The sequence below is a fragment of the Azospirillum brasilense genome (genome assembly GCF_008365405.1).
GTDB lineage: Bacteria > Pseudomonadota > Alphaproteobacteria > Azospirillales > Azospirillaceae > Azospirillum > Azospirillum brasilense_D.
The window spans coordinates 1-18,586 of record NZ_QOKV01000048.1 but is presented as its reverse complement, the minus strand read 5'-3'; the positions used below and the strand labels follow the sequence as shown (position 1 = coordinate 18,586).

Sequence of the window (18,586 nt, the reverse complement as noted above, 5' to 3'; positions counted from 1 at the left end):
CAGACCTGGTTCGCCGATGTGCTGACCAAACTCGCCGGCGGGCATCCGATCACCAAGCTCGATGAACTGCTGCCCTGGAGCTATGCCCGGCAGGCGGAACCCGCCGTGGCCTGAGAACACCGCTTACCTTTCAAAGCTTTCTTTGAAAATTTTCGAGAGAAAGCGACAGCAGGAACAGCCGCGCCGTCTGGAGCCCGCCGCCGACGTTGAGGGAGAGCTGATTCTGGATGGCATCCTCGTCGCGGTCGGCGAAAGGTGCCCTTAACCTGGGTGAAGAGAGCTTTCCCGAAAAGACGCTTAACACACGTTGAACGGTGGCGAGCGGAGGACAGCATGATGCCAGGATCAGCGACGAAGAGCGGACTCGGCGTTCCGTTCCGGTTCCGTAACCGGAACGAGGCTGGCCGATGCCTTGCCGCAAGCTTGACACACCTTCGCGACGAGAAGCCGGTCGTCCTGGCTCTGCCGCGCGGCGGCGTTGCGGTGGCCGTCGAGGTGGCAGGAGCCTTCCATGCGCCGCTCGACATCGTGCTCGTGCGCAAGATCTGTGCGCCATTCCAGCCGGAACTGGCCGTCGGTGCCATAGCGGATGGCGGCCATGTCGAAACCGTCATCAACCCGGATGTTGCGGCCTTCGTGTCCGAAGCCTGGATCGGAAAGGAGACGATTCGCCAGCTTCGGGAGATCGAGCGCCGGCGGGCCGTGTATGTCGGCGACCGCCCGCGCGTGCCGGTCGCCGGGCGCACCGCCATTCTTGTGGATGACGGCATAGCGACCGGCGCGACGATGCGCGCCGCCTTGCGGTCGGTGCGCCGCGCGAACCCGAAGCGGCTCGTGCTGGCGGTACCGGTGGCGCCGCCCGACATCGTGTCGGAGCTGCGGGCCGAAGCCGACGAGGTCGTCTGTCTCCAGGTTCCGCACTCGTTCGGCGCCATCGGCGCCTTCTACGAGGACTTCCACCAGCTCGACGACGCCGAGGTCATCCGCCTGCTGGACGAGGCGTCAGGCCCATGCCCGCCTCGGCATCGGATCATGCGCCGTGAGCGGTGACTGAAGGCAGCCACCTCGTCGGCAGCAGCTCAAAAATGGTTGCGCGCGGCGGCGCGGATGCGGTGGATGCAGTCGTCGATCCGCTCGGGCGTGGTGTTCGGCCCCAGATCGTCGAAATGCACATGCTCGACCACCTTGATGCCGCACAGCCCCATGATCGCGGCGTCCTGCGTGACCTTGAAGGCCTGCATTTCCCCGACCGCTTCCAGATAGTCCAGCGGAGCGCCGGAGCTGGTGACGATCAGCCCCTTGCGCCCGTGCAGCTTGCCCTTGATTTCCTCGCCACGCATCTCCCAGGCGAAACCATAGGTGAAGACCCGGTCCACATAGCCCTTGAGCATGGCGGGCATTCCGGCCCACCAGATCGGAAACAGGAACGTGATCGCCTGCGACCCGGCGATGATCTCCTGCTCCCGCCGGATGTCCTCGGGCACCGGCCCCTTGCCGGCCAGCTCCTCTTCCGAGAGGATCGGGTTGAAGCCCATGGTGTAGAGGTCGCGCACCTCGACCGCGTGTCCGTATTGTTCCAGTTCGTCCACATAGGCCCCCGCGGCCTGCCGGATGAAGCTGCCGGAGCGCGGGTGTGCGAAGACGACGACGTGCTTCATGCTGGATCTCCCGTCTCGGGGTTGCGCGGGGCGCGGCCGAGCCCTCGTTCCAGCTCCACCACGGCGCGCAACGTCCTCAGCACGCTGTCGGGCGTCAGGCTGATGGAGTCGATGCCGAGCCGCACCAGGAACTCGGCGATTTCCGGATAGTCCGAGGGCGCCTGGCCGCAGATGCCGCAGGGCCGGCCGTTGCGCCGCGCGCCCTCCACGGCCTGGCGCAGGAAGGCCAACATGCCGGGATCGCGCTCATCGAAGTCGAAGGCGACCAGCGGGCTGTCACGGTCCACGCCGAGCGTGAGCTGAGTCAGATCGTTCGACCCGATGGAAAAGCCGTCGAAGCGTTGGGCGAACTCGTCCACCAGCAGCACATTGTTGGGGATCTCGCACATCACGTAAATTTCCAGCCCGTCGCGCCCGCGCTCCAGCCCATGGCGGGCCATGGCGGCGATCACCCGGTCCGCCTCCTCCAGGCGGCGGCAGAAGGGAACCATGACCTTCACGTTGGTCAACCCCATCTCGGCACGCACCCGGACCAGCGCCCGGCATTCTAGCGCGAAGCCCTCCTCGTAGGCAGGATGGGCGTAGCGCGCCGCCCCCCGGAAGCCGAGCATGGGATTCTCCTCGACCGGCTCGAACCACCGCCCGCCGATCAGGGAGGCGTATTCGTTGGTCTTGAAGTCCGACAGGCGAACGATGACCGGGCGCGGGAAGAAGGCCGCGGCGATGGTGCCGATCCCTTCCGACAGACGCTCCACGAAATAGGCGCCGCCGTCGGGATGGCTGCAGGTCAGCCGGGCGATGTGGGCGCGCACGTCGGAGTCCTCGACGCGCTCGGGATGGACGAGCGCCATCGGATGGACCTTGATGGCCTCGCTGATGATGAACTCCATGCGCGCCAAGCCAACCCCGTCCACAGGAAGCTGGCCGGTCTGGAAGGCCTGGTCGGGGTTGCCGAGGTTCACCATGATGCGCGTTTGCGGGCGCGGCAGCCGGCTGAGGTCGATGCGCTCCACGCGGAACGGCAGGGCGCCGTCATAGACCGTGCCGGTGTCGCCCTCGGCGCAGGAAACGGTCACCGTTTGACCGTCGCGCAGGGCCTCCGTCGCGCGCTCGGCCCCGACCACGGCGGGAATGCCCAGCTCGCGGGCAACGATGGCGGCGTGGCAGGTGCGGCCGCCCCGGTTGGTGACGATGGCGGCGGCCGTCTTCATCACCGGCTCCCAATCCGGCGACGTGGTGTCGGCCACCAGCACCTCGCCCGGGCGGAAGGCGGACAGCGGGTGGGCGCCGGTCACCAAACGGACGGCCCCGGCGGCCATGCGCCCGCCGACCGCGCGCCCGGAGACGAGCACGGTGCCCTTCCCTTCCGGAACGAAGCTCTCCAGCTCCAGGGCCGAGCGCCGGGAGGCCACCGTCTCCGGCCGCGCCTGGACGATGTAGAGTCCGCCGTCCTGTCCGTCCTTGGCCCATTCGATGTCCATGGGCCGGCCGTAATGGTCCTCGATCCGGATGGCCTGTTCGGCAAGCCGCAGCACCTCGTCGTCGGTCAGGCAGAATCGCTCCCGGTCGGCGCCGGGGGTGGGCACCGTGCGCGTCGGCTCACGCGTCCGGCCCGAGCGGTAAACCATCTTCACCAGCTTCTCGCCCAGGCGCCGCCGCAGCACCGCGCGATGGCCCTGCCGGAAGGTGGGCTTGTGCACATAGAACTCGTCGGGATCGACCGTCCCCTGGACCACCGTTTCCCCCAGCCCATAAGCACCGGTGATGAACACGGCATCCCGGAATCCCGATTCCGTGTCGAGCGTGAACATCACCCCAGCCGAAGCGAGGTCGGAGCGCGCCATCTTCTGCACGCCGACCGACAGTGCGACCTTGAAATGGTCGAAGCCCTGGTCGATCCGGTAGGAGATGGCGCGGTCGGTGAACAGCGAGGCGTGGCAGCGCCGCACGGCGTCGAGCAGCATCGCCTCGCCCGCCACATTCAGGTAGGTCTCGTGCTGCCCGGCGAAGCTGGCCGTCGGCAGATCCTCGGCGGTGGCGGAGCTGCGCACCGCCACGGTCAGGCCCTCCCCGTATTCGGCCAGCAGCGCGCGGAAGGCCGTGCGCAGTTGCGCTTCCATGTCCGGCGTCAGGCCGGCGGTGTAGACGATCTCGCGGGCGCGGGCGCCGGCGCGGGCCAGACGTTCCACATCCGTCTTGTCCAGGTCGTCCAGCAGCGCGTGCAGGCCGTCCCAGGCATTGGCGGCGGTCAGCGCGTCGCGGAAAGCGGCAGCGGTCAGGGCGAAGCCGTCCGGCACCTTCACCCCCAGCGGCTTCAAGCGCCGATGGAGTTCGCCGAGCGAGGCGTTCTTCCCGCCCACCAGGGCGACGTCGTCGCGTCCAAGGTCGGAAAACCAGCGGATGTAGGACGTGTCCGGCATGTCGGCCTCCCAGGTGATGACGCCCGCTACGGTGGCGTGGATTCCGACACCGGCCGCTTCGGTGATTGAACTCGGGCGGAAAGCGAAAGCGTGAGGCTCACGACGTCGAGTGCGTCTTCACATCCTGCCTGCGGCGGCGCACGTAATCTTCCAGTTCCCGGCGGATGGCGTCGAACGAATCGCGAATGGCGACCTCGGGATCTTCATGGGCATGGTCGGCGGGTTTGGCATGGCGCACGGCCAGTTCTTCTCCTGGAACAGTCAGGTCGATCCGGACAGTGTAAAGCCCGCCCTTGTGATGGTGCCGATGCGGCGCGTCGATGACCACGTGACAGGCCGTGATGTGCCCGAAGAACCGCTCCAGCTTCGCGGCGCGTTCCCGGACGCATGTCTCCAAAAGGGGCGAGGGTTCCATGTTGTGGAAGGTGATCTGCAGAGGCGGTTGCATGGCGGTCCTCCAGTCGGCGGCCCCATCTCCCGTCGCGGCCCCGTAGGCCGTCGTACCGCCGGGATCATCATTGGGATGCGGGGGTCGCGGAGCCTTAACCTAGGTAAAGGTGCCTCGGCGATATCGGAGGCCGACCTCCGGGCAGCGCCCCGACACGGGCGGAGCCGCGGCGGCAATCGGCCCTGGGCAGCACGCCATGGGCGATGGCCATGGCGACCGAGCGGGCGTTCGGCGGGTCGAACGACAGATGGAAGGCGGCCTTCGGTCCGCGCCGCCCCGGGAGCATGGCCCTGACTGCGGGATCTTGTTCGTACGGGGCGAGCCGGCGGTGGAATTGCGGGACGGATCCCGAGCCGAGGCTGACGTGGCATCGACACATCAGCCCCGGTCGGGAGCCCCGGTCGGGAGCCCCGGTCGGGAGCCCCGGTCGGGAAATCATCACCGATGTTGGATCAGGCCGCCGGAGGAACCCGAGCGATCACCTTGATCTCGAAGTCGAAGCCGGCGAGCCAGGTCACTCCGACGGCGGTCCAGTTGGGATAGGGCTTCTCCGGAAACATCCGGTCCTTGACGGACAAGACGGTCTCGAACTGGGCCTCCGGATCGGTGTGGAACGTCGTCACGTCCACGATGTCGTCGAACGTGGCGCCGGCTGCCTTCAGAACCTCGCGAAGGTTGTCGAAAGCACGTTGAACCTGTTTCGCGAAGTCGGGCTCGGGCGAGCCGTCCTCGCGGCCGCCGACCTGCCCGGAGACGAAGAGCAGATCGCCGGATCGGATGGCGGCGGAGTAGCGGTGGATCTCATAGAGCGCCTGCCGGCCGGCAGGAAAGAGGGCGTCGCGCTTGGACATCGGTGTCTCCCGTTCGGAATGGACCTGGAGCAGGAGATAGCAGCCAAGGGAATGTGCGATTAGACATTGAAATCGGCACGGGTTGATGCAAAATCGCCATCAATGACGCGCCCCTCCCTGAACGATCTCAGCGCCTTCGTGGCCGTTGCCACCCGTCGCAGCTTCCGCCGCGCGGCGGATGAGCTGGGAACGGCGCCGTCCACGCTGAGCCACGCGATGCGCGGCCTCGAGGATCGGCTGGGCGTGCGCCTCCTCAACCGCACGACCCGCAGCGTCTCGCCGACCGAAGCGGGGCTCGAATTGCTCAACCGCCTGACGGTCGCGCTGACGTTCCTGGATGACGCGCTCGACGCCGTCACCGCCTTCCGCGGCAACGTGGCCGGCCGGGTTCGGATCAACGCGCCGCGCGTGGCGGCGGCGGCTCTCGTCCGCGGCGTCCTCCCGCGCATGGTCGAGCGGTTTCCCGACGTGACGGTGGACATCGTCGTCGAGGGGCGGCTGGTCGACATCGTGTCCGGCGGCTTCGATGCCGGCGTCCGCCTGATCGACTCCATCCCGAAGGACATGATCGCGGTGCCCTTCCCGGACCTGATCGGGTTCGTCTGCGTCGCCTCCCCCGCCTATCTCGCTCGCGCCGGGGAGCCGGCGACGCCGGACGATCTCCAGCACCATCGCTGCATCGGCCACCGCCTTCCGGGCGGCCGGCTGTACCGCTGGGAGTTCGAGCGGGCCGGGCAGGAATTGACGGTCGACGTCAACGGACCGGTGGTTCTCGACGATGAGGAGTTGATGGCGGACGCCGCCGCGCAAGGTCTGGGGATCGCCTATGTGGCGAGTTGGGCCGCCGAAGCCGCCCTCGCGGACGGGCGGTTGCGAACCGTCCTGCCCGCCTGGATGCACAAGCCGGAGCGGGCGGCGGTGTACTACCCCGGACACCGCGCCGTGCCGCCGGCCCTGCGGGCGTTTCTCGATGTCGTCAAGACCATGCCGACCGCTCTGGAAACGCATTGATGACCCCACAAACCAGCGGGTCCCCGACGCTTGCGGTCGCCACTATGATGGCGCCCCGTTTGGTTCAGGGGGTACGGCATGCTGGTCCGGCAGGGTGAACATCGTGGCGTGTCGGCAGACCGCAGTCTGGCCTGGTCGCTGGCGGGCGTCGCCGGCGCCGTCAACGCCGCGGGTTTCTACGCCGCCGGCCTCTACTCCTCGCACATGACCGGCACCGTCTCGACCATGGCCGATCATCTGGCGCTGGGCGAGATGGGCGCCTTCGGCATGGCGCTGGCCATCGTGGCGACCTTCATCGCCGGGGCGACGGTGTCGGCGATGCTCATCAACGCCGGGCAGCGCCGCGCCCTGTCGGCGATCTACGCCTACAGCGTCTGCCTCGAAGCCCTGCTGCTCGCCGGGCTCGGCGCCGCCGACGTCTGGCTGCACGAACTGCGCGGCGCCGCGCTGGTCATGGGGTTGAGCTTCCTGATGGGGTTGCAGAACGCCATCGTCACGCGCATCTCCAACGCCCGCGTCCGCACCACCCACGTCACCGGCATGATCACCGACATCGGGATCGAGTTGGGCAACCTGATCGACGATCTCTACCACCGCAACGGCCGGGATCGGGTCCGGGTGACGCTTGACAAGCTGAGGACGCATCTGCCGACCGTCGGCTCCTTCTTCCTGGGCGGCGTGCTGGGGGTGCTGGGCTACAGCGCCTGGGGCGCCATGCTGTTCGTGACGCTGGCGGCCATCCTCGCCGGCTTCGCCGCCCCGGTGATCCTCGCCGAATGGCGGACGGCGGAGTAGGGGCGTTTCAAATTCAGCGTTGCCGAACGCCCTTTTCCATTGTTGACGCAACATGACCGCTTCCGAAGGCCCGATCCCCGACATCATCGCCCCTGGCCTGAACGCTTTGTTCGTCGGCTTCAACCCCGGAACGCGCTCCGGCCAGCTCGGCCACAACTACGCGGGGCGTGGCAACCAATTCTGGAAGTTGCTGGCGGAGGCCGGCCTGACGCCGCGCCTGCTGCGCCCGGAGGAGGATCGGCTCCTGCCGGAGTTCGGGCTGGGGTCCACCAACCTCGTGGCGCGGGCGACGCCGGGCGCCGCCGATCTCAGCCGGGCGGAGCTGCGCGGCGGTGTGCCGCGGCTGCGCGCCCTGGTCGCGGACGTCCGGCCGCGGGTGATCGCCTACACGGGGAAGGGAGTCTATCTCGCCGCCGCGGATCGCGACCGGGCGGACTGGGGCGTGCAGCCGGACAGCCTGTTCGATGGTCCGGTGGACGTCGTGCTGCCCTCGCCCAGCGGGCTCGCCCGGCTGCCCTTCGCGGAAAAGCTGCGCTGGTTTTGCGAGGTCAGGCGGGTCATCGACGCTGAAGTTGACACCCGCCGCTGACGTCAGCGGGTGTCCGTTACAAATTCAGCGTTGCTGACGGTCAGGCCAGCAGCTCATCGAGAAGGGCGTGGAGACGGCGCAACTCCTGCCATTGCGCCTCGCTGAGCTGCTTGCGGTGCGCCCGCAGCTCGCCGGCATCGACGGCGGAGAAGTCCTTAGCGATGCGCTGGACGGCGGAGACGAAACGCACCGCCGGGGCCGGCTGAGCCTTCGCCGCCGCCATGGAATCCGGCTCGCCGCCGCCCATCTGGGCGCGCTTGGCCTCGCGCAGCGCCTTGACGGTGCCGCCGTCCTTGATGGTGTCCCACAGCTTCCTCTGCAGGATCGGATCGTCCACCGCGGCGATCTCCGTCAGGATGCTTTTCGGAACGGAACGGTGGCGCGTTTCAAATTCAGCGACGATATCCGCCGGCAGACGCAGCAGCGACAGGGTGCGCGTCACCTCCGCCTGGCTGCGCCCGATCACCTGCCCCAGCGCCTCGTGCGTGTAGTCGTGCCGCTCGATCAGCCGGGCGAAGGCGCGGGCCAGTTCCATGGCGTCGAGGTCGACGCGCTGGATGTTCTCGATCAGCGCCAGTTCGTCCGGATCGCCGTCGGTGACGATGGCGAAGATGGTCTGGCGCCCGGCCAGCCCACAGGCGCGCAGACGCCGCTCACCGGCGATCAGCCGGTAGTCGCCGTCGCCGAGATCCTGCACGAGAACCGGCTGCTTCAGCCCGTGGCGGGCGATGGAGTTGGCCAGTTCCTGCAGCGACTGGTCGTCGAAATGGCGGCGCGGCTGGTCGGGATTGGGGTGCACCCGGTCGAGATCGACCTCGATCAGCCGCGGGAAGTCGGCGGAGAGCCCGAACAGCGCGTCCCCGCCGCGCTGCGCCGCCTTGTCGAAAATGCGGGTGCTGGTCCGTTCGAGTTTACGAGACATGGGCGTCTTCCGCAGTCTGGAGGTGGGCGGCCAGTTCACGCGCCAGTTCACCGTAGGCCTGGACGCTGTTGGAATTCGGATCGGCCTCGATGGCCGGACGGCCGGCGCCCGACGCCTGGGCGAACAGGGTGGCGCGCGGCACCGCGTTCAGAACGCGGGTGCGCCCCTCGTAATGCTCCTGAATCTCGCGCAGGCTGGCCTGATCTTGCGTCAAGCGCGACGAGAACATGGTCGGCAGGATGCCGAAGATGTTCAGCGACGGGTTCGAGCGGCGGCGGATCTTGGCAATGGTTTCCAGCAGCAGCGGCACGCCGAGCCCGGCGAACACCTCCGTCTGCACGGGAATCAGCACGAGATCGCTGGCCGCCAGCGCGTTGATGGTGAGAAGGCCGAGGTTGGGCGGGCAGTCGATCACGATGACGTCGTAACGGCTCCGCACCTCCGCCAGCTTCTCCTTGAGGACCAGGGAGTTGTCCGGCTCCGCCACCAGCTCCGTCTCCGCCGCGGCCAGCCCGATGCTGGAGGGGGCGAGCATGACGGCGCCGCCGCACACCGGCTGGAGGATGCTGTCGAAGGACGCCCCGCCGCGCACAACATTATAGATGCCCTTGCGCTGGGTTTCGATCTCGCCGGGGTCGAGCCCCATATGGACGGTGGCGTTGCCCTGGGGATCGCTGTCGAGAAGCATCACCTTCAGGCCCAGCGTCGACAGCGCGTAGGACAGGTTCACCGCTGTCGTCGTCTTGCCGACGCCACCCTTCTGATTCGCCACGGCCACGACGGCCCGCTGCATCTTGGGCATGCCGGTGTTCTGCGGCACGGCGGCCATACCGCCTTGACCGGCCAGGAACCCGGCGACCTGCTGGGGGATGCGCTCCGCCCCGCTTTCCCACCGGCTGATCCGGGAGCGGTCGTAGCGGCGGTTCAGTGCGCCGTTGAGCCATGTCGCGAAGCTCAACTGATCCTCGGCACGCCGTTCGCGGATGGCGCGCAGTTCTTCCCCGTTCATCGGGCCTCCGGCTTTCCCTGTGTGAGGTCCTTTCTTGCAAAATGTGACGCAACTGGTCAAGCCGAAGTGCACCGAATTGCGTCAAATGGAGGCGGGAGCAGGGGTCATGCGACGTCGTATGGGACTATGGTCATAGAATTCGAGGGATTCTGCCGGTCGCTGCGAGTGGTGGAAAACCATTCCGGAGTCGAATCGACCGAGAGCCCGTCAAGCCCATTTTCCAAAGCGTTACCAATTCAGCGTTGGCTGCGAGGAGTGGCTTCGATTCGGCCCTTGAATCGCTTGGAGTCTGCCGTTTCAAATTCAGCGTCGTATGCCGATTCGCCGGTTTGCGCTGGCGTTGCAAGATCTGCGCGAGACTCGCCGAGTCGGCTAAGCCCTGGAAAGCCTTGGGTTTCCGAGTCGAATGTTACCAATTCAGCGTTGGACCCGAGTCGCCTTTGTATCAAATTCAGCGTCGGGTTCGGTTGACAGTTGACGGTCTTGGCCTGGAATCCCTGGCCAGGGACGATGCTCGCTCTGGTGGAGGAGGAAGGGCCGGATCACCCTCGAATGCCCGGTTGGCGATTCTCCCACCCCACCGACGTTGCGTTTTCAGCGAAGGGGGTCGCGCCAGCACCCGCGCAACCGGTCTAACCGGAGAATCCTATAGGGACTCATATAGGACATGGTTGCGAGTTCAGCGTGGATAACCGCCTTTCGTGACTCGTCTTCAGCGTGGATGAGCGAGTCCCCGTTGCGACTTCGGCGTCCCCGCCGTTGCGGAGTCAGCGAACCGATCCGGCCGGTTTCGCCCCGTGTGATTCCAACTCAGCGTGGACAAGCCGCTCCGGCTGTGGACAAGCGGCCTTCCGGCGTGGGGTGCTCCGTTTGCGACGCTGATTTTGAAACGCTGGCTTGGCAGATGGTTTGGCGGCTGCCGGCAGGGGACGGAGCGGCGGGGATCACGAAAGGCCGCTTCGCTGAAGTTGAGTCGGAATCTGCAGCTTCCGTTGCAACTTCAGCGATTCGTGGGATGGACGCGCTTCACAGCCACCACATTTTGTGTTTTCTGAAATGACAGGAACGTGACCGAACGAGGCCGGAGGGGTCCCATGGCGAAAATCCACGAGCAGCTTACCCTGGAGGGATTCGAGGCGGTTCTTGCCCGCACCGAAGACCCCAAGGAGCGCCGCCGTGTGATGATGGCCCATGAAGCGCTGTCCAACGAAATGGACGCGATCGGCTATCTCCACGCCGGATTCTGCCAAGCCTCCTTGCCGCACCGCAAGCCCAAGGACGAGACCGCCCCCTGGGTGCGCAACAACGGCAAGTACCAGCTCGTCGTCCGTCCCGGCATCCTGCCGCTGCGCGACGGCACGGTCCTGGACGTCGGCGTTCCCTACGGCGCCAAGGCGCGCCTGATCATGATCTACCTGCAGACCGAGGCGCGCAAGACGCGCAGCGCCCACGTCGATCTGGGGCCGAGCATGAGCGCGTGGCTGCGCCGCCTCGGGCTGGCCCCGACGGGCGGCGAGCGCGGGAACTACAAGCCGGTGCGCGAGCAGGTGCTGCGGATCGCCCGTAGCGAATTCACCCTGCGCACCACCACCGGCCCCTCGACGGCGGAAATCTCCGACCAGCGCCTGATCGACGGCATCAAGCTGTGGCGGGACGAGGAGGACACGCCGGACCTGTTCCGCACGGGGGGCGAGTGGGTGCGCTTCGTCCGGCTGACCCAGAGCTTCTTCGAGCATCTGATGGAACACGCCGTCCCGCTGGACGAGCACGCCATCGCCAAGCTGAAGAACTCCGCCCTGGCGCTCGACGCCTATGTGTGGCTGGTCCACCGCCTGCACCGGCTGGACAAGCAGACGGTCGTTCCCTGGCACGCCCTGTCGCAGCATTTCGGCTCGGTCAGCGAGCACCGCGTCCTCGCCTTCCGCCTGAAGGAAGCCCTGAAGGACGTCATGGCCGTCTATCCCGACGCGAACATCGAGCCGACCTCCAAGGGGCTCGTTCTGCGTCCCTCGGCGCCGGCCGTGCCGTCGAACAAGCATCTCGTCCTGCGCCCAGTCCGCGGCTGAGGGGTGCGGTTGTGCGCCGCGGATGAAATGGTCCAGACGCATCGCATCCTGTTGAAAAGCACCGCCCCAGCGTGACATTGTCAATCGGTTGCAACCATCCGGTGCGATGTCGTGCCGGGTGCAGCGGAAGGACCGTTTCCAATGTCCTACAGGGTCGACGACGATTTGTATCCGGCGCGCGCCGTGGTCTCCATCGAGGCCACTTGGGGAAGCCGCACCTACGTCGGCTCAGGCTTCCTGGTCGGTCGGAACGACGTCATCACCGCGTCCCACGTCGTCTACAACGCCGCTCTCGGCGGTAAGCCGAGCAGCCTGAAGATCTATCCGTCCTACAATCCCGGTAAATCGGACAACGTCGCCTACGGCGTCGCAAAATCGCAGTTCTTCACCAATTTCGACCCGGATTCGGACGGCAGGCTCATCGCCGGCGATTTTTACCGGACCACCCAGAGCGGATCGGAGATCGACGTTGCCCTGCTGACCCTGTCCCAGCCGATCGGCGACACCTACGGCCATCTCGGGATCGACTGGAACTTCAGCGGCGGGGCGGTCAATGTCCTGGGCTATCCCACCAAGTACGGGCGGTACGAGACCTTCGACAGCGGCACCGTCCGCCGGTCGAGCGTCGATTCGGTCTACTACATAAACGGGGATCTGGAGATCAACCCCGGGAATTCGGGCGGTCCGATCTTCCATGGTTCCGGAAGCAGTTTTTACGCCGTCGGCGTCGTGTCCACCGCCATCGGCGCCACCGCGCTTGGCGGCCACGCCTATTGGCTCAAGGACGCCTTGTCGGCCAATGATTCCTACATCTCGAACGCTCCGCCGACCTCCGAATCGGAGCGGCGCGCCGTGGTGAACAACGGCTCGTCCAGCCGCGACGTGCAGATGGAAGTCTATGTCGGTCCGGTCGCCACGCTGAAGAACCTCTTTCTGGGCACCAAATCCATTGAGATCATCATCAGCAGCGAGGTCGGCGATTTCCTCAACCTTGGCGCCGGCGACGACGCGGCGGACGGCAGGGGCGGCGACGACGTGCTGGATGGCGGCACCGGCTCGAATTTCCTGACCGGCGGTTCCGGCACCGACACATTCTTCCTGGATGGGCGGAGCGGGGGGGTAACCTGGTCCACCATCACCGATTTCGAACCAAACGAGTGGGCCACCGCCTGGGGATGGAAGGACGGCGTATCGACACTCAGCTGGGCCTCCATGGCGGGCGCCGAGGGGTTCAAGGGCGCCACGGCGCACATCGACTTCGATGGCGACGGCAGCATCGATGGCAGCATCACCTTCACCGGAAAATCCGTTGGTGCGGTCATCACCATGCCGGGGCAGGTCGGCGCCGACAGCTATCTGGCCTTTCGTCTGGCCTGACGCCACTTTCACCACGGAGACACGGAGGGGAGGGCGCGCCTCTGTGCCTCCGTGTCTCCGTGGTGATCCCGCGCCGCCTGAAACGCCTTACAAAGGCAGCAGCAGTTCCCGTTCCGCCGCCGCGTCCGTTGACGGCGCCGCCAGTGTCCCGCGGGTCACCGTCACGGCGCTGCGTCCGCCGCCCTGCGGGGTGACGCGCACCTGCACGCCGATCCGCTCCACCAGCGCCGGGACGTGGCTGATGACGCCCACTTGCCGTCCGGTGGCCTGAAGCGCCTCCAGGCAGGACAGCGCCAGATCCAGGCTGTCGGGGTCCAGCGTGCCGAACCCCTCGTCGATGAACAGCGTGCCAATTCCACCGCCGCCGCCCCCCGCCATGGCCGAGAGGCCGAGCGCCAGGGCCAGCGACACCAGGAACATTTCGCCGCCGGACAGGCTGTGCACGCCGCGCCGCTCGTCGCCCATCTCGCCGTCCACCACCTGGATCTCCAGGTCGGCCCCTCCCACCCGCTCCAGCCGGTAGCGGCGGGCGAGATCCGCCAGATAGCGGTTCGCCTGCACCAGAAGCAGGTCCAGGCTGAGGCTCTGGGCGAAGTTGCGCAGCTTCCGCCCGTCGGCGGAGCCGATGAGCTGGGCCATGGTCGCCCACAATCCCTGCGCCTTGCGCTGCGCCTCCACCCGGTCGAGCACCGCGGCGAGGCGGCCGCGATTCTCCGTGTCGGCGCGCAGCCGGGCTTGGACCTCGCCCAGCCGGCCGCGGGCCTCCTGAAGGCGCCGGCCCGTCTCGGTGACGGCCTTGCCGGCCTCCTCCACGCCGAGCGCGGGGGGGCCGGCGGTGTGGTGCTCCCGCCGCAGCCGCGTCCGCTCCGCCGCCAGAAGCGCCGTCTCGCGCCGCGCCGGCTCGAGGTGGGCCAGCGCCCGCTCCTCGTCGGCCAGCCACTCCTCGTCCCGGACCAGATGGACGCGCGCCTCGTCCACCGTCACGCCGCAACGCTCCGCCGCCGCGGCCAGGGCGTCCGCCGCCGCTTCCGCCTCGGCGGCGCAGCGGCGCGCGGAGTCGCCGCGCGTGGCGACGGTCTGCTCCGCCCCGGACAGCCGGGCCGCCGCGTCCTGCCGGGCGATCGTGGCCTGCTCGACCAGGGCCTCCGCCCGCTGGCAGGCGTCGGCCAGCTCCTTCTTCACCGCGGCCACGGCCCGTCCGTCCAGCAGGGTTGCCCGTGCCGCGCGCCGATCCTCCAGCGCGGCGGCGAGCCCCTCGCACCGCCGCCGCGCCACCTGCTCGGCCTGCCGCGCACCCTCCAACTCCGCCGCCTTGGCGCCGGCTTGCCGCTCTAGGGCCTCGACGTCGCGCAGCGCCTGGGCCAACCCCTCGCGCTGACGGAGGATCTCGGCGACCCGCCCGCCGAGATCCTCGCGGAACGCGTCGGGATCGCGGTCGAGCCGGCTGTACCAGTTCTCAAGCCCGGCGAAGGGCGGGGCCAGCTCCACCCGTACCGCCGCCCGCGTGTCCGTTGCCTGATCGCGCCGTGCCATGGCCAGGGATTCGGCGTGGCGGGCGGCGTCCCGCTGGCGGGTCCGCGCCTCGATCGCCCGTTCCGCCTCGGTCAGCGCCGCGTCCCGCTCCCGGCAGGTCTGCACCGCGGCGTCGAGCCGCCCTTTGTGGTCCAGCGCCCTGGCCTCGGCCTGCCCGGCCTCCGCCAGTTCCGCGTCCACGTCGGACAGCCGTCGGGTGACGATCTCCGCGTCCGGTTCGGCGGGCAGTCCGAAGGCCGGCGCCCGCTCCGCCCAGCGCTCCACCGCGGTCGCCCGCTCCACCGCCAGGGCGGCCAGCCGTCCATCCAGGGCCGCGGCCCGCTCGCGCGCCGCATTCGCCGCGGCGCTGTGGGCGCCCTGGTCGGTGGCCAGCCCGGTCACCTCGGCGCGCAAAGCGGTGACGTGGCGCTCCTGATCTTGGGCAAGCCGGTCGAGCGGGGTGTGCCCGCCTCCCCAGGGATGCTCCGTGGCACCGCAGACCGGACAGGCCTCGCCCTCCGCCAGTTGAGCGCGCAGCGACGCCACATCCTCTCGGCGGGCGAGGCGCAAGCGGTGCAGGGCGGCGTCCGCCTCCTCCAACGCCGCCCGGCGCTGGTCCAGCCGTGCTTTGGTCTCAGCCGCACGGGTCTCCCCGTCCGCGGCGGCGGTGCGCTGCTGCTCGCGCTCCGCTTTGGCGTCCGCGTCGTCCGCGGCGAGCCTTGCGGTCTGCTCCGCCAATTGAGCCAGGACGAACAGACCGTCGCGGCGCTCCGCCAGTGCCGTGCGGCGCCCGCGCAGGGTGTCCAGCGACTCCACCGCCTTGGCCTTCAGCGCGGACAGCGTCCGCTCCGCCGCGTCCCGCCGCGCGGCGGCGTCCAGACGGACGGTGGACAGACGGGCCAGCTCCGCCTCGTGGGCCGCAGCCTCCGCGGCAGTGCGGCGGGCCTCCGCCTCCGCTTCCCGCATCGCCCTTGCCGAGTCGCGGTGGCGCAGCAGCAGCGCGTCCCAGCGCGCCCACTGATCGGCCACCGGCAGCAGCGCCGTCTGGCCAGCCAGCCAGCCCTCCCGCTCCGCCGAGTCGGTGCGCGCCTGCTCAAGTGCTGTCCGGATGGCGACCCAGCTCTCTCCGATCCCCTTGGCGTCCGCCTCCGCCGTTGCGGCATCGGCGAACGCTCCAGCCTGTTGGCCGGCCAGCGCGGCGATCTCGGCGTCCAGGGCGGCGGCCTGTTCCAATTCCGGCTCGGCAGCGTCGATGGCGCCGCGGGCCGTCTCGTAGGCACCGCGCACCTCACGATGACGGGCCTCGGCCTGGACCAGCCGGTCCTGCGCTTCGGTCACCGTGGCGTGGGCGCGGGCCAGAGCCTCTCCAGCCTCCGACGCTGCCGCGGCGCAACGGTCCGCTTCGGTCAATCGCACCCGCAAGGGCTGGAGGCGGCGCAGCAGCGCGGCTTCCTCCCGCCGCGCCGCGGCCTCCCGCCAGACCCCTTCGGCCCGCGCGCTCGCCGCGGCGGCGTCCGCCTCCGCCTTGGCCAGTCGGGCGTCCTGCTCGTGCCAGGCGACGGCGGCCCGGGCCTGCTCGAACGCCGTTTCCTCCCGCCGGACCGCCTCGGCCGCCGCACCGGCCTCGATGTCCAGGGCGGCGCGCTCGTCGTCGGTCAGCACGCCGATGCCCGCGCATTGCGCCTCCAGCGCCTCCAGCGCCCGCTGCTCCTCCCGGGAGCGCTCATGCGCGGCGACGGAGATGCGGGAGTAAATCTCGGTGCCGGTCAGCAGCTCCAGCAGGGCGGAGCGCTCGGTCGCCGGAGCCTTGAGGAAGTTGGCGAAATCGCCCTGGGCCAGCAGGACGGCGCGGCGGAACTGCTCGAAGCTCAGCCCCAGCCGGCGGGAAATCTCGTCCAGCACGCTGGTCTTGCCGTCGCCCAGCCGCTTGCCGTCCGCAAGCGCGGTCAGGCTCATCGTCTGCTTCTGCAACTGGCCGCGCGCGTTCTGCCGCGCCCGCCGCAACTCCCAGCGCGCCCGGTAGACGGCGCCGTCGATCCCGGCGAAATCGACCTCGGCCCAGCCGGCTCCGGCGCCGCGGCGCAGGACGCTGCGCACGTCGGTGGTGCTGATGGCGTCGGTATCCCCGCTGGCGCCCAGCGCCACGCCGCGCCCGTCCGGCAGCCGCGGCATGCGGTCGAACAAGGCGAGGCACAGCGCGTCCAGGATCGTGCTCTTGCCCGCGCCGGTCGGGCCGGTGATCGCGAACAGCCCGGCGTGGCGCAGCGGCCCGCCGGCCAGTTCCACGGCGAAGGTCCCGTCCAGGCTGGCCAGATTGCCGCCGCGAATCGCCAGAATTCGCATCACGCACCCTCCTGAACGGTCGCGACCAGCTCGTGGAAGGCGGCAAGCAAGGCCGGCTCCGGCTCGCCCTCGTGATGGCGGCGGTAGAGCCGCAGAAAGACGTCCTCCGGCGCCAGGTCCGCCAGATCGGCCAGCGGCACGGATTCGGCCAGCGTCTCGCCGCTGCCGGTCAGGCGCAGGGCCAGCTTGACCAGCCGCGCCGGGCGCCCGGCCAGCGCCGCGACCACCTCCTCGCGCAGGGCGGGGCGGGGCGCCGGCAATTCCACCGAGACCTCGACATAAGGCCATGCTTCGCGCGGCAACTCCTCGTCCAGCTCCAGCGCGGCCAGCGCCGCCAGCGCGTCCTCCGGCGCCGCGAATCGCCCGCCGCCGGGGACCCGCCGGATGGCGACGAAGCGGGGCACCCGCAGAGCCTCGACTCCGGCCAGCCGTCCCTCCGCGAAATCAACCAGCACCACCTGATGCGGATAGGGCTCCTCGTCCACCGCCAGCGGAAGGGGGGAGCCGCTGTAACGCACCGATTCGCGCGCCCCCACCGCCTGCGCCCGGTGCAGGTGGCCGAGCGCCACATAGGCCGCGTCCTCCGGGAAGACGTCCACCGGCAGCGCGTGCTGGTTGCCGCCGAGGATCTTGCGCTCGCTGAGTTCGGACAGCGCGCCGTCGCGCATGTAGCAATGGCCGGTGAGGATCAGCGCCTCGCCGGGCCGAAGCGCGCGCCGCCCGGCCTCCGCCGCGTCGGCATAGACCCGGCGCACCCCCTCGACCAGCGGGTCGGCACCCGCCGCGATCTCCTCCTCGTTCAGCGGCGGCAGGTCGGCGGGACGGAGGTAGGGCAGCGCGACGCAGCGCGCGGCGACCGTTCCGTCACGGCCGGTCAGTGGGATCACCAGCCCCTCCGGTGCGACGGCGCCATCCTCATCCACCGGCGGGGCGCCGACCACCCGTACCCCCATTTCCGTCAGCAGCGGCGAGGGCGCCTCCAGCCGGCTGCCGCTGTCGTGATTGCCGGCGACCACCACGATGTCCAACCCTGGGCAGCGCGCCTTGGCCCTCGCCAGGAACCGGTAGAACAGGCCGAGCGCGGGGATCGGCGGATTCTGCCCGTCGAACACATCGCCGGCGATGATCAGCGCGTCGACGGCCTGATCCTCAAGCCGGTCGAGAAGCCAGTCAAGGAATCGCGCATGCTCGTGCTCGCGCGCGAAGCCGTGCAGAGTTTGCCCGAGATGCCAATCGGCGGTGTGGAGAAGGCGCATGGAGGGAAACGGGTCCATCGGAAAGGGGACCGGCATTCTACGAAAGGGCGGCGACGAAGGCGCCGTGTGAAAAAGGCAGCGGAGAAAAATCGCCGGGGGTCGAAAAAAGTGCTTGCCACCCCTGGAGCACCACGCATATAAAGCGCCTCCCGACGCGGTGGCCGCCAACGAGGCGCCGACGGGTCGGGACACAGAGACATTCTGGCCCTGGCGGCCCGCTCCTCGAAGGAGCTGGGCGCGGGGTGTTGCGGTTCTCCTGAGAGCCGCGGGATCTTGGATATCGTTGATACCGTGTTGTGAGAAGGGATGCGCAGGCGGCGGTTTTGGCC

16 protein-coding genes are annotated in these 18,586 nt (G+C 68.9%); 7 read left to right on the top strand and 9 right to left on the bottom strand.

The features are described 5' to 3' along the window. Positions 1 to 114, top strand: a 114-nt coding sequence (locus DS837_RS33390; protein ID WP_149168319.1) for a transposase domain-containing protein, incomplete at its 5' end; no start/stop codon positions are given. A 16-nt stretch (positions 115 to 130) separates the two neighbouring features. On the opposite strand, the gene DS837_RS32275 is transcribed toward DS837_RS33390, so the two are convergent. Continuing rightward, on the bottom strand, positions 131 to 421 hold the full coding sequence (locus DS837_RS32275; protein WP_170296058.1) for a hypothetical protein: 291 nt from the start codon (positions 419 to 421) through the stop codon (positions 131 to 133). A gap of 2 nt (positions 422 to 423) precedes the next feature. Between DS837_RS32275 and DS837_RS31295 the strand changes: the two genes are divergently transcribed. Continuing rightward, the gene (locus DS837_RS31295) at positions 424 to 1,050 is read left to right on the top strand and encodes a phosphoribosyltransferase (protein ID WP_247890231.1); all 627 of its coding nucleotides are present in this window, start codon (positions 424 to 426) and stop codon (positions 1,048 to 1,050) included. 29 nt (positions 1,051 to 1,079) lie between these two features. Here DS837_RS31295 and DS837_RS31290 read toward each other — a convergent pair whose 3' ends face one another. The 4 genes from DS837_RS31290 to DS837_RS31275 form a co-directional block, all read right to left on the bottom strand. Continuing rightward, the gene (locus DS837_RS31290; RefSeq protein ID WP_149168318.1) at positions 1,080 to 1,658 is read right to left on the bottom strand and encodes an NAD(P)H-dependent oxidoreductase; all 579 of its coding nucleotides are present in this window, start codon (positions 1,656 to 1,658) and stop codon (positions 1,080 to 1,082) included. Then, entirely contained in the window at positions 1,655 to 4,078 is a 2,424-nt protein-coding gene (gene ppsA, locus DS837_RS31285) for a phosphoenolpyruvate synthase (RefSeq protein WP_149168317.1), read from the bottom strand. Before ppsA ends, DS837_RS31290 begins: the two co-directional genes overlap by 4 nt. A gap of 97 nt (positions 4,079 to 4,175) precedes the next feature. Then, the gene (locus DS837_RS31280; RefSeq protein WP_149168316.1) at positions 4,176 to 4,526 is read right to left on the bottom strand and encodes an HPF/RaiA family ribosome-associated protein; all 351 of its coding nucleotides are present in this window, start codon (positions 4,524 to 4,526) and stop codon (positions 4,176 to 4,178) included. Between the two features lie 452 nt (positions 4,527 to 4,978). Next, a complete protein-coding gene (locus tag DS837_RS31275) occupies positions 4,979 to 5,377 on the bottom strand; it encodes a RidA family protein (RefSeq protein ID WP_149168315.1) in 399 nt (132 codons plus the stop codon). A 102-nt stretch (positions 5,378 to 5,479) separates the two neighbouring features. Between DS837_RS31275 and DS837_RS31270 the strand changes: the two genes are divergently transcribed. The 3 genes from DS837_RS31270 (at position 5,480) to DS837_RS31260 (ending at position 7,772) form a co-directional block, all read left to right on the top strand. Further along, the gene (locus DS837_RS31270) at positions 5,480 to 6,388 is read left to right on the top strand and encodes a LysR family transcriptional regulator (RefSeq protein ID WP_149168314.1); all 909 of its coding nucleotides are present in this window, start codon (positions 5,480 to 5,482) and stop codon (positions 6,386 to 6,388) included. A gap of 78 nt (positions 6,389 to 6,466) precedes the next feature. Continuing rightward, positions 6,467 to 7,183 carry a YoaK family protein gene (locus DS837_RS31265; RefSeq protein ID WP_149168313.1) on the top strand — a complete coding sequence of 239 codons (717 nt, stop codon included), beginning with the start codon at positions 6,467 to 6,469 and terminating at the stop codon, positions 7,181 to 7,183. 52 nt (positions 7,184 to 7,235) lie between these two features. Next, entirely contained in the window at positions 7,236 to 7,772 is a 537-nt protein-coding gene (locus tag DS837_RS31260; protein WP_149168312.1) for a mismatch-specific DNA-glycosylase, read from the top strand. 40 nt (positions 7,773 to 7,812) lie between these two features. Here DS837_RS31260 and DS837_RS31255 read toward each other — a convergent pair whose 3' ends face one another. Both DS837_RS31255 and DS837_RS31250 read right to left on the bottom strand, forming a co-directional pair. Then, positions 7,813 to 8,694: a ParB/RepB/Spo0J family partition protein gene (locus DS837_RS31255; protein ID WP_149168311.1), complete on the bottom strand. Its 882-nt coding sequence runs from the start codon at positions 8,692 to 8,694 to the stop codon at positions 7,813 to 7,815. After that, the gene (locus tag DS837_RS31250) at positions 8,684 to 9,703 is read right to left on the bottom strand and encodes a ParA family protein (RefSeq protein WP_149168310.1); all 1,020 of its coding nucleotides are present in this window, start codon (positions 9,701 to 9,703) and stop codon (positions 8,684 to 8,686) included. The genes DS837_RS31255 and DS837_RS31250 overlap by 11 nt, the downstream gene beginning before the upstream one ends. 1,094 nt (positions 9,704 to 10,797) lie before the next feature. Between DS837_RS31250 and DS837_RS31245 the strand changes: the two genes are divergently transcribed. Together DS837_RS31245 and DS837_RS33185 are read left to right on the top strand one after the other, a co-directional pair. Next, entirely contained in the window at positions 10,798 to 11,769 is a 972-nt protein-coding gene (locus DS837_RS31245; RefSeq protein WP_014197970.1) for a replication protein RepA, read from the top strand. 141 nt (positions 11,770 to 11,910) lie between these two features. Continuing rightward, a complete protein-coding gene (locus tag DS837_RS33185; RefSeq protein ID WP_149168309.1) occupies positions 11,911 to 13,146 on the top strand; it encodes a trypsin-like peptidase domain-containing protein in 1,236 nt (411 codons plus the stop codon). 87 nt (positions 13,147 to 13,233) lie between these two features. Here the strand turns inward: DS837_RS33185 and DS837_RS33180 are convergent, their stop codons facing one another. Both DS837_RS33180 and DS837_RS31230 read right to left on the bottom strand, forming a co-directional pair. After that, positions 13,234 to 17,001: an AAA family ATPase gene (locus tag DS837_RS33180; RefSeq protein WP_149168320.1), complete on the bottom strand. Its 3,768-nt coding sequence runs from the start codon at positions 16,999 to 17,001 to the stop codon at positions 13,234 to 13,236. Then, a complete protein-coding gene (locus DS837_RS31230) occupies positions 17,001 to 18,257 on the bottom strand; it encodes an exonuclease SbcCD subunit D (protein ID WP_149168308.1) in 1,257 nt (418 codons plus the stop codon). Before DS837_RS31230 ends, DS837_RS33180 begins: the two co-directional genes overlap by 1 nt. Positions 18,258 to 18,586: the final 329 nt, after the last annotated feature.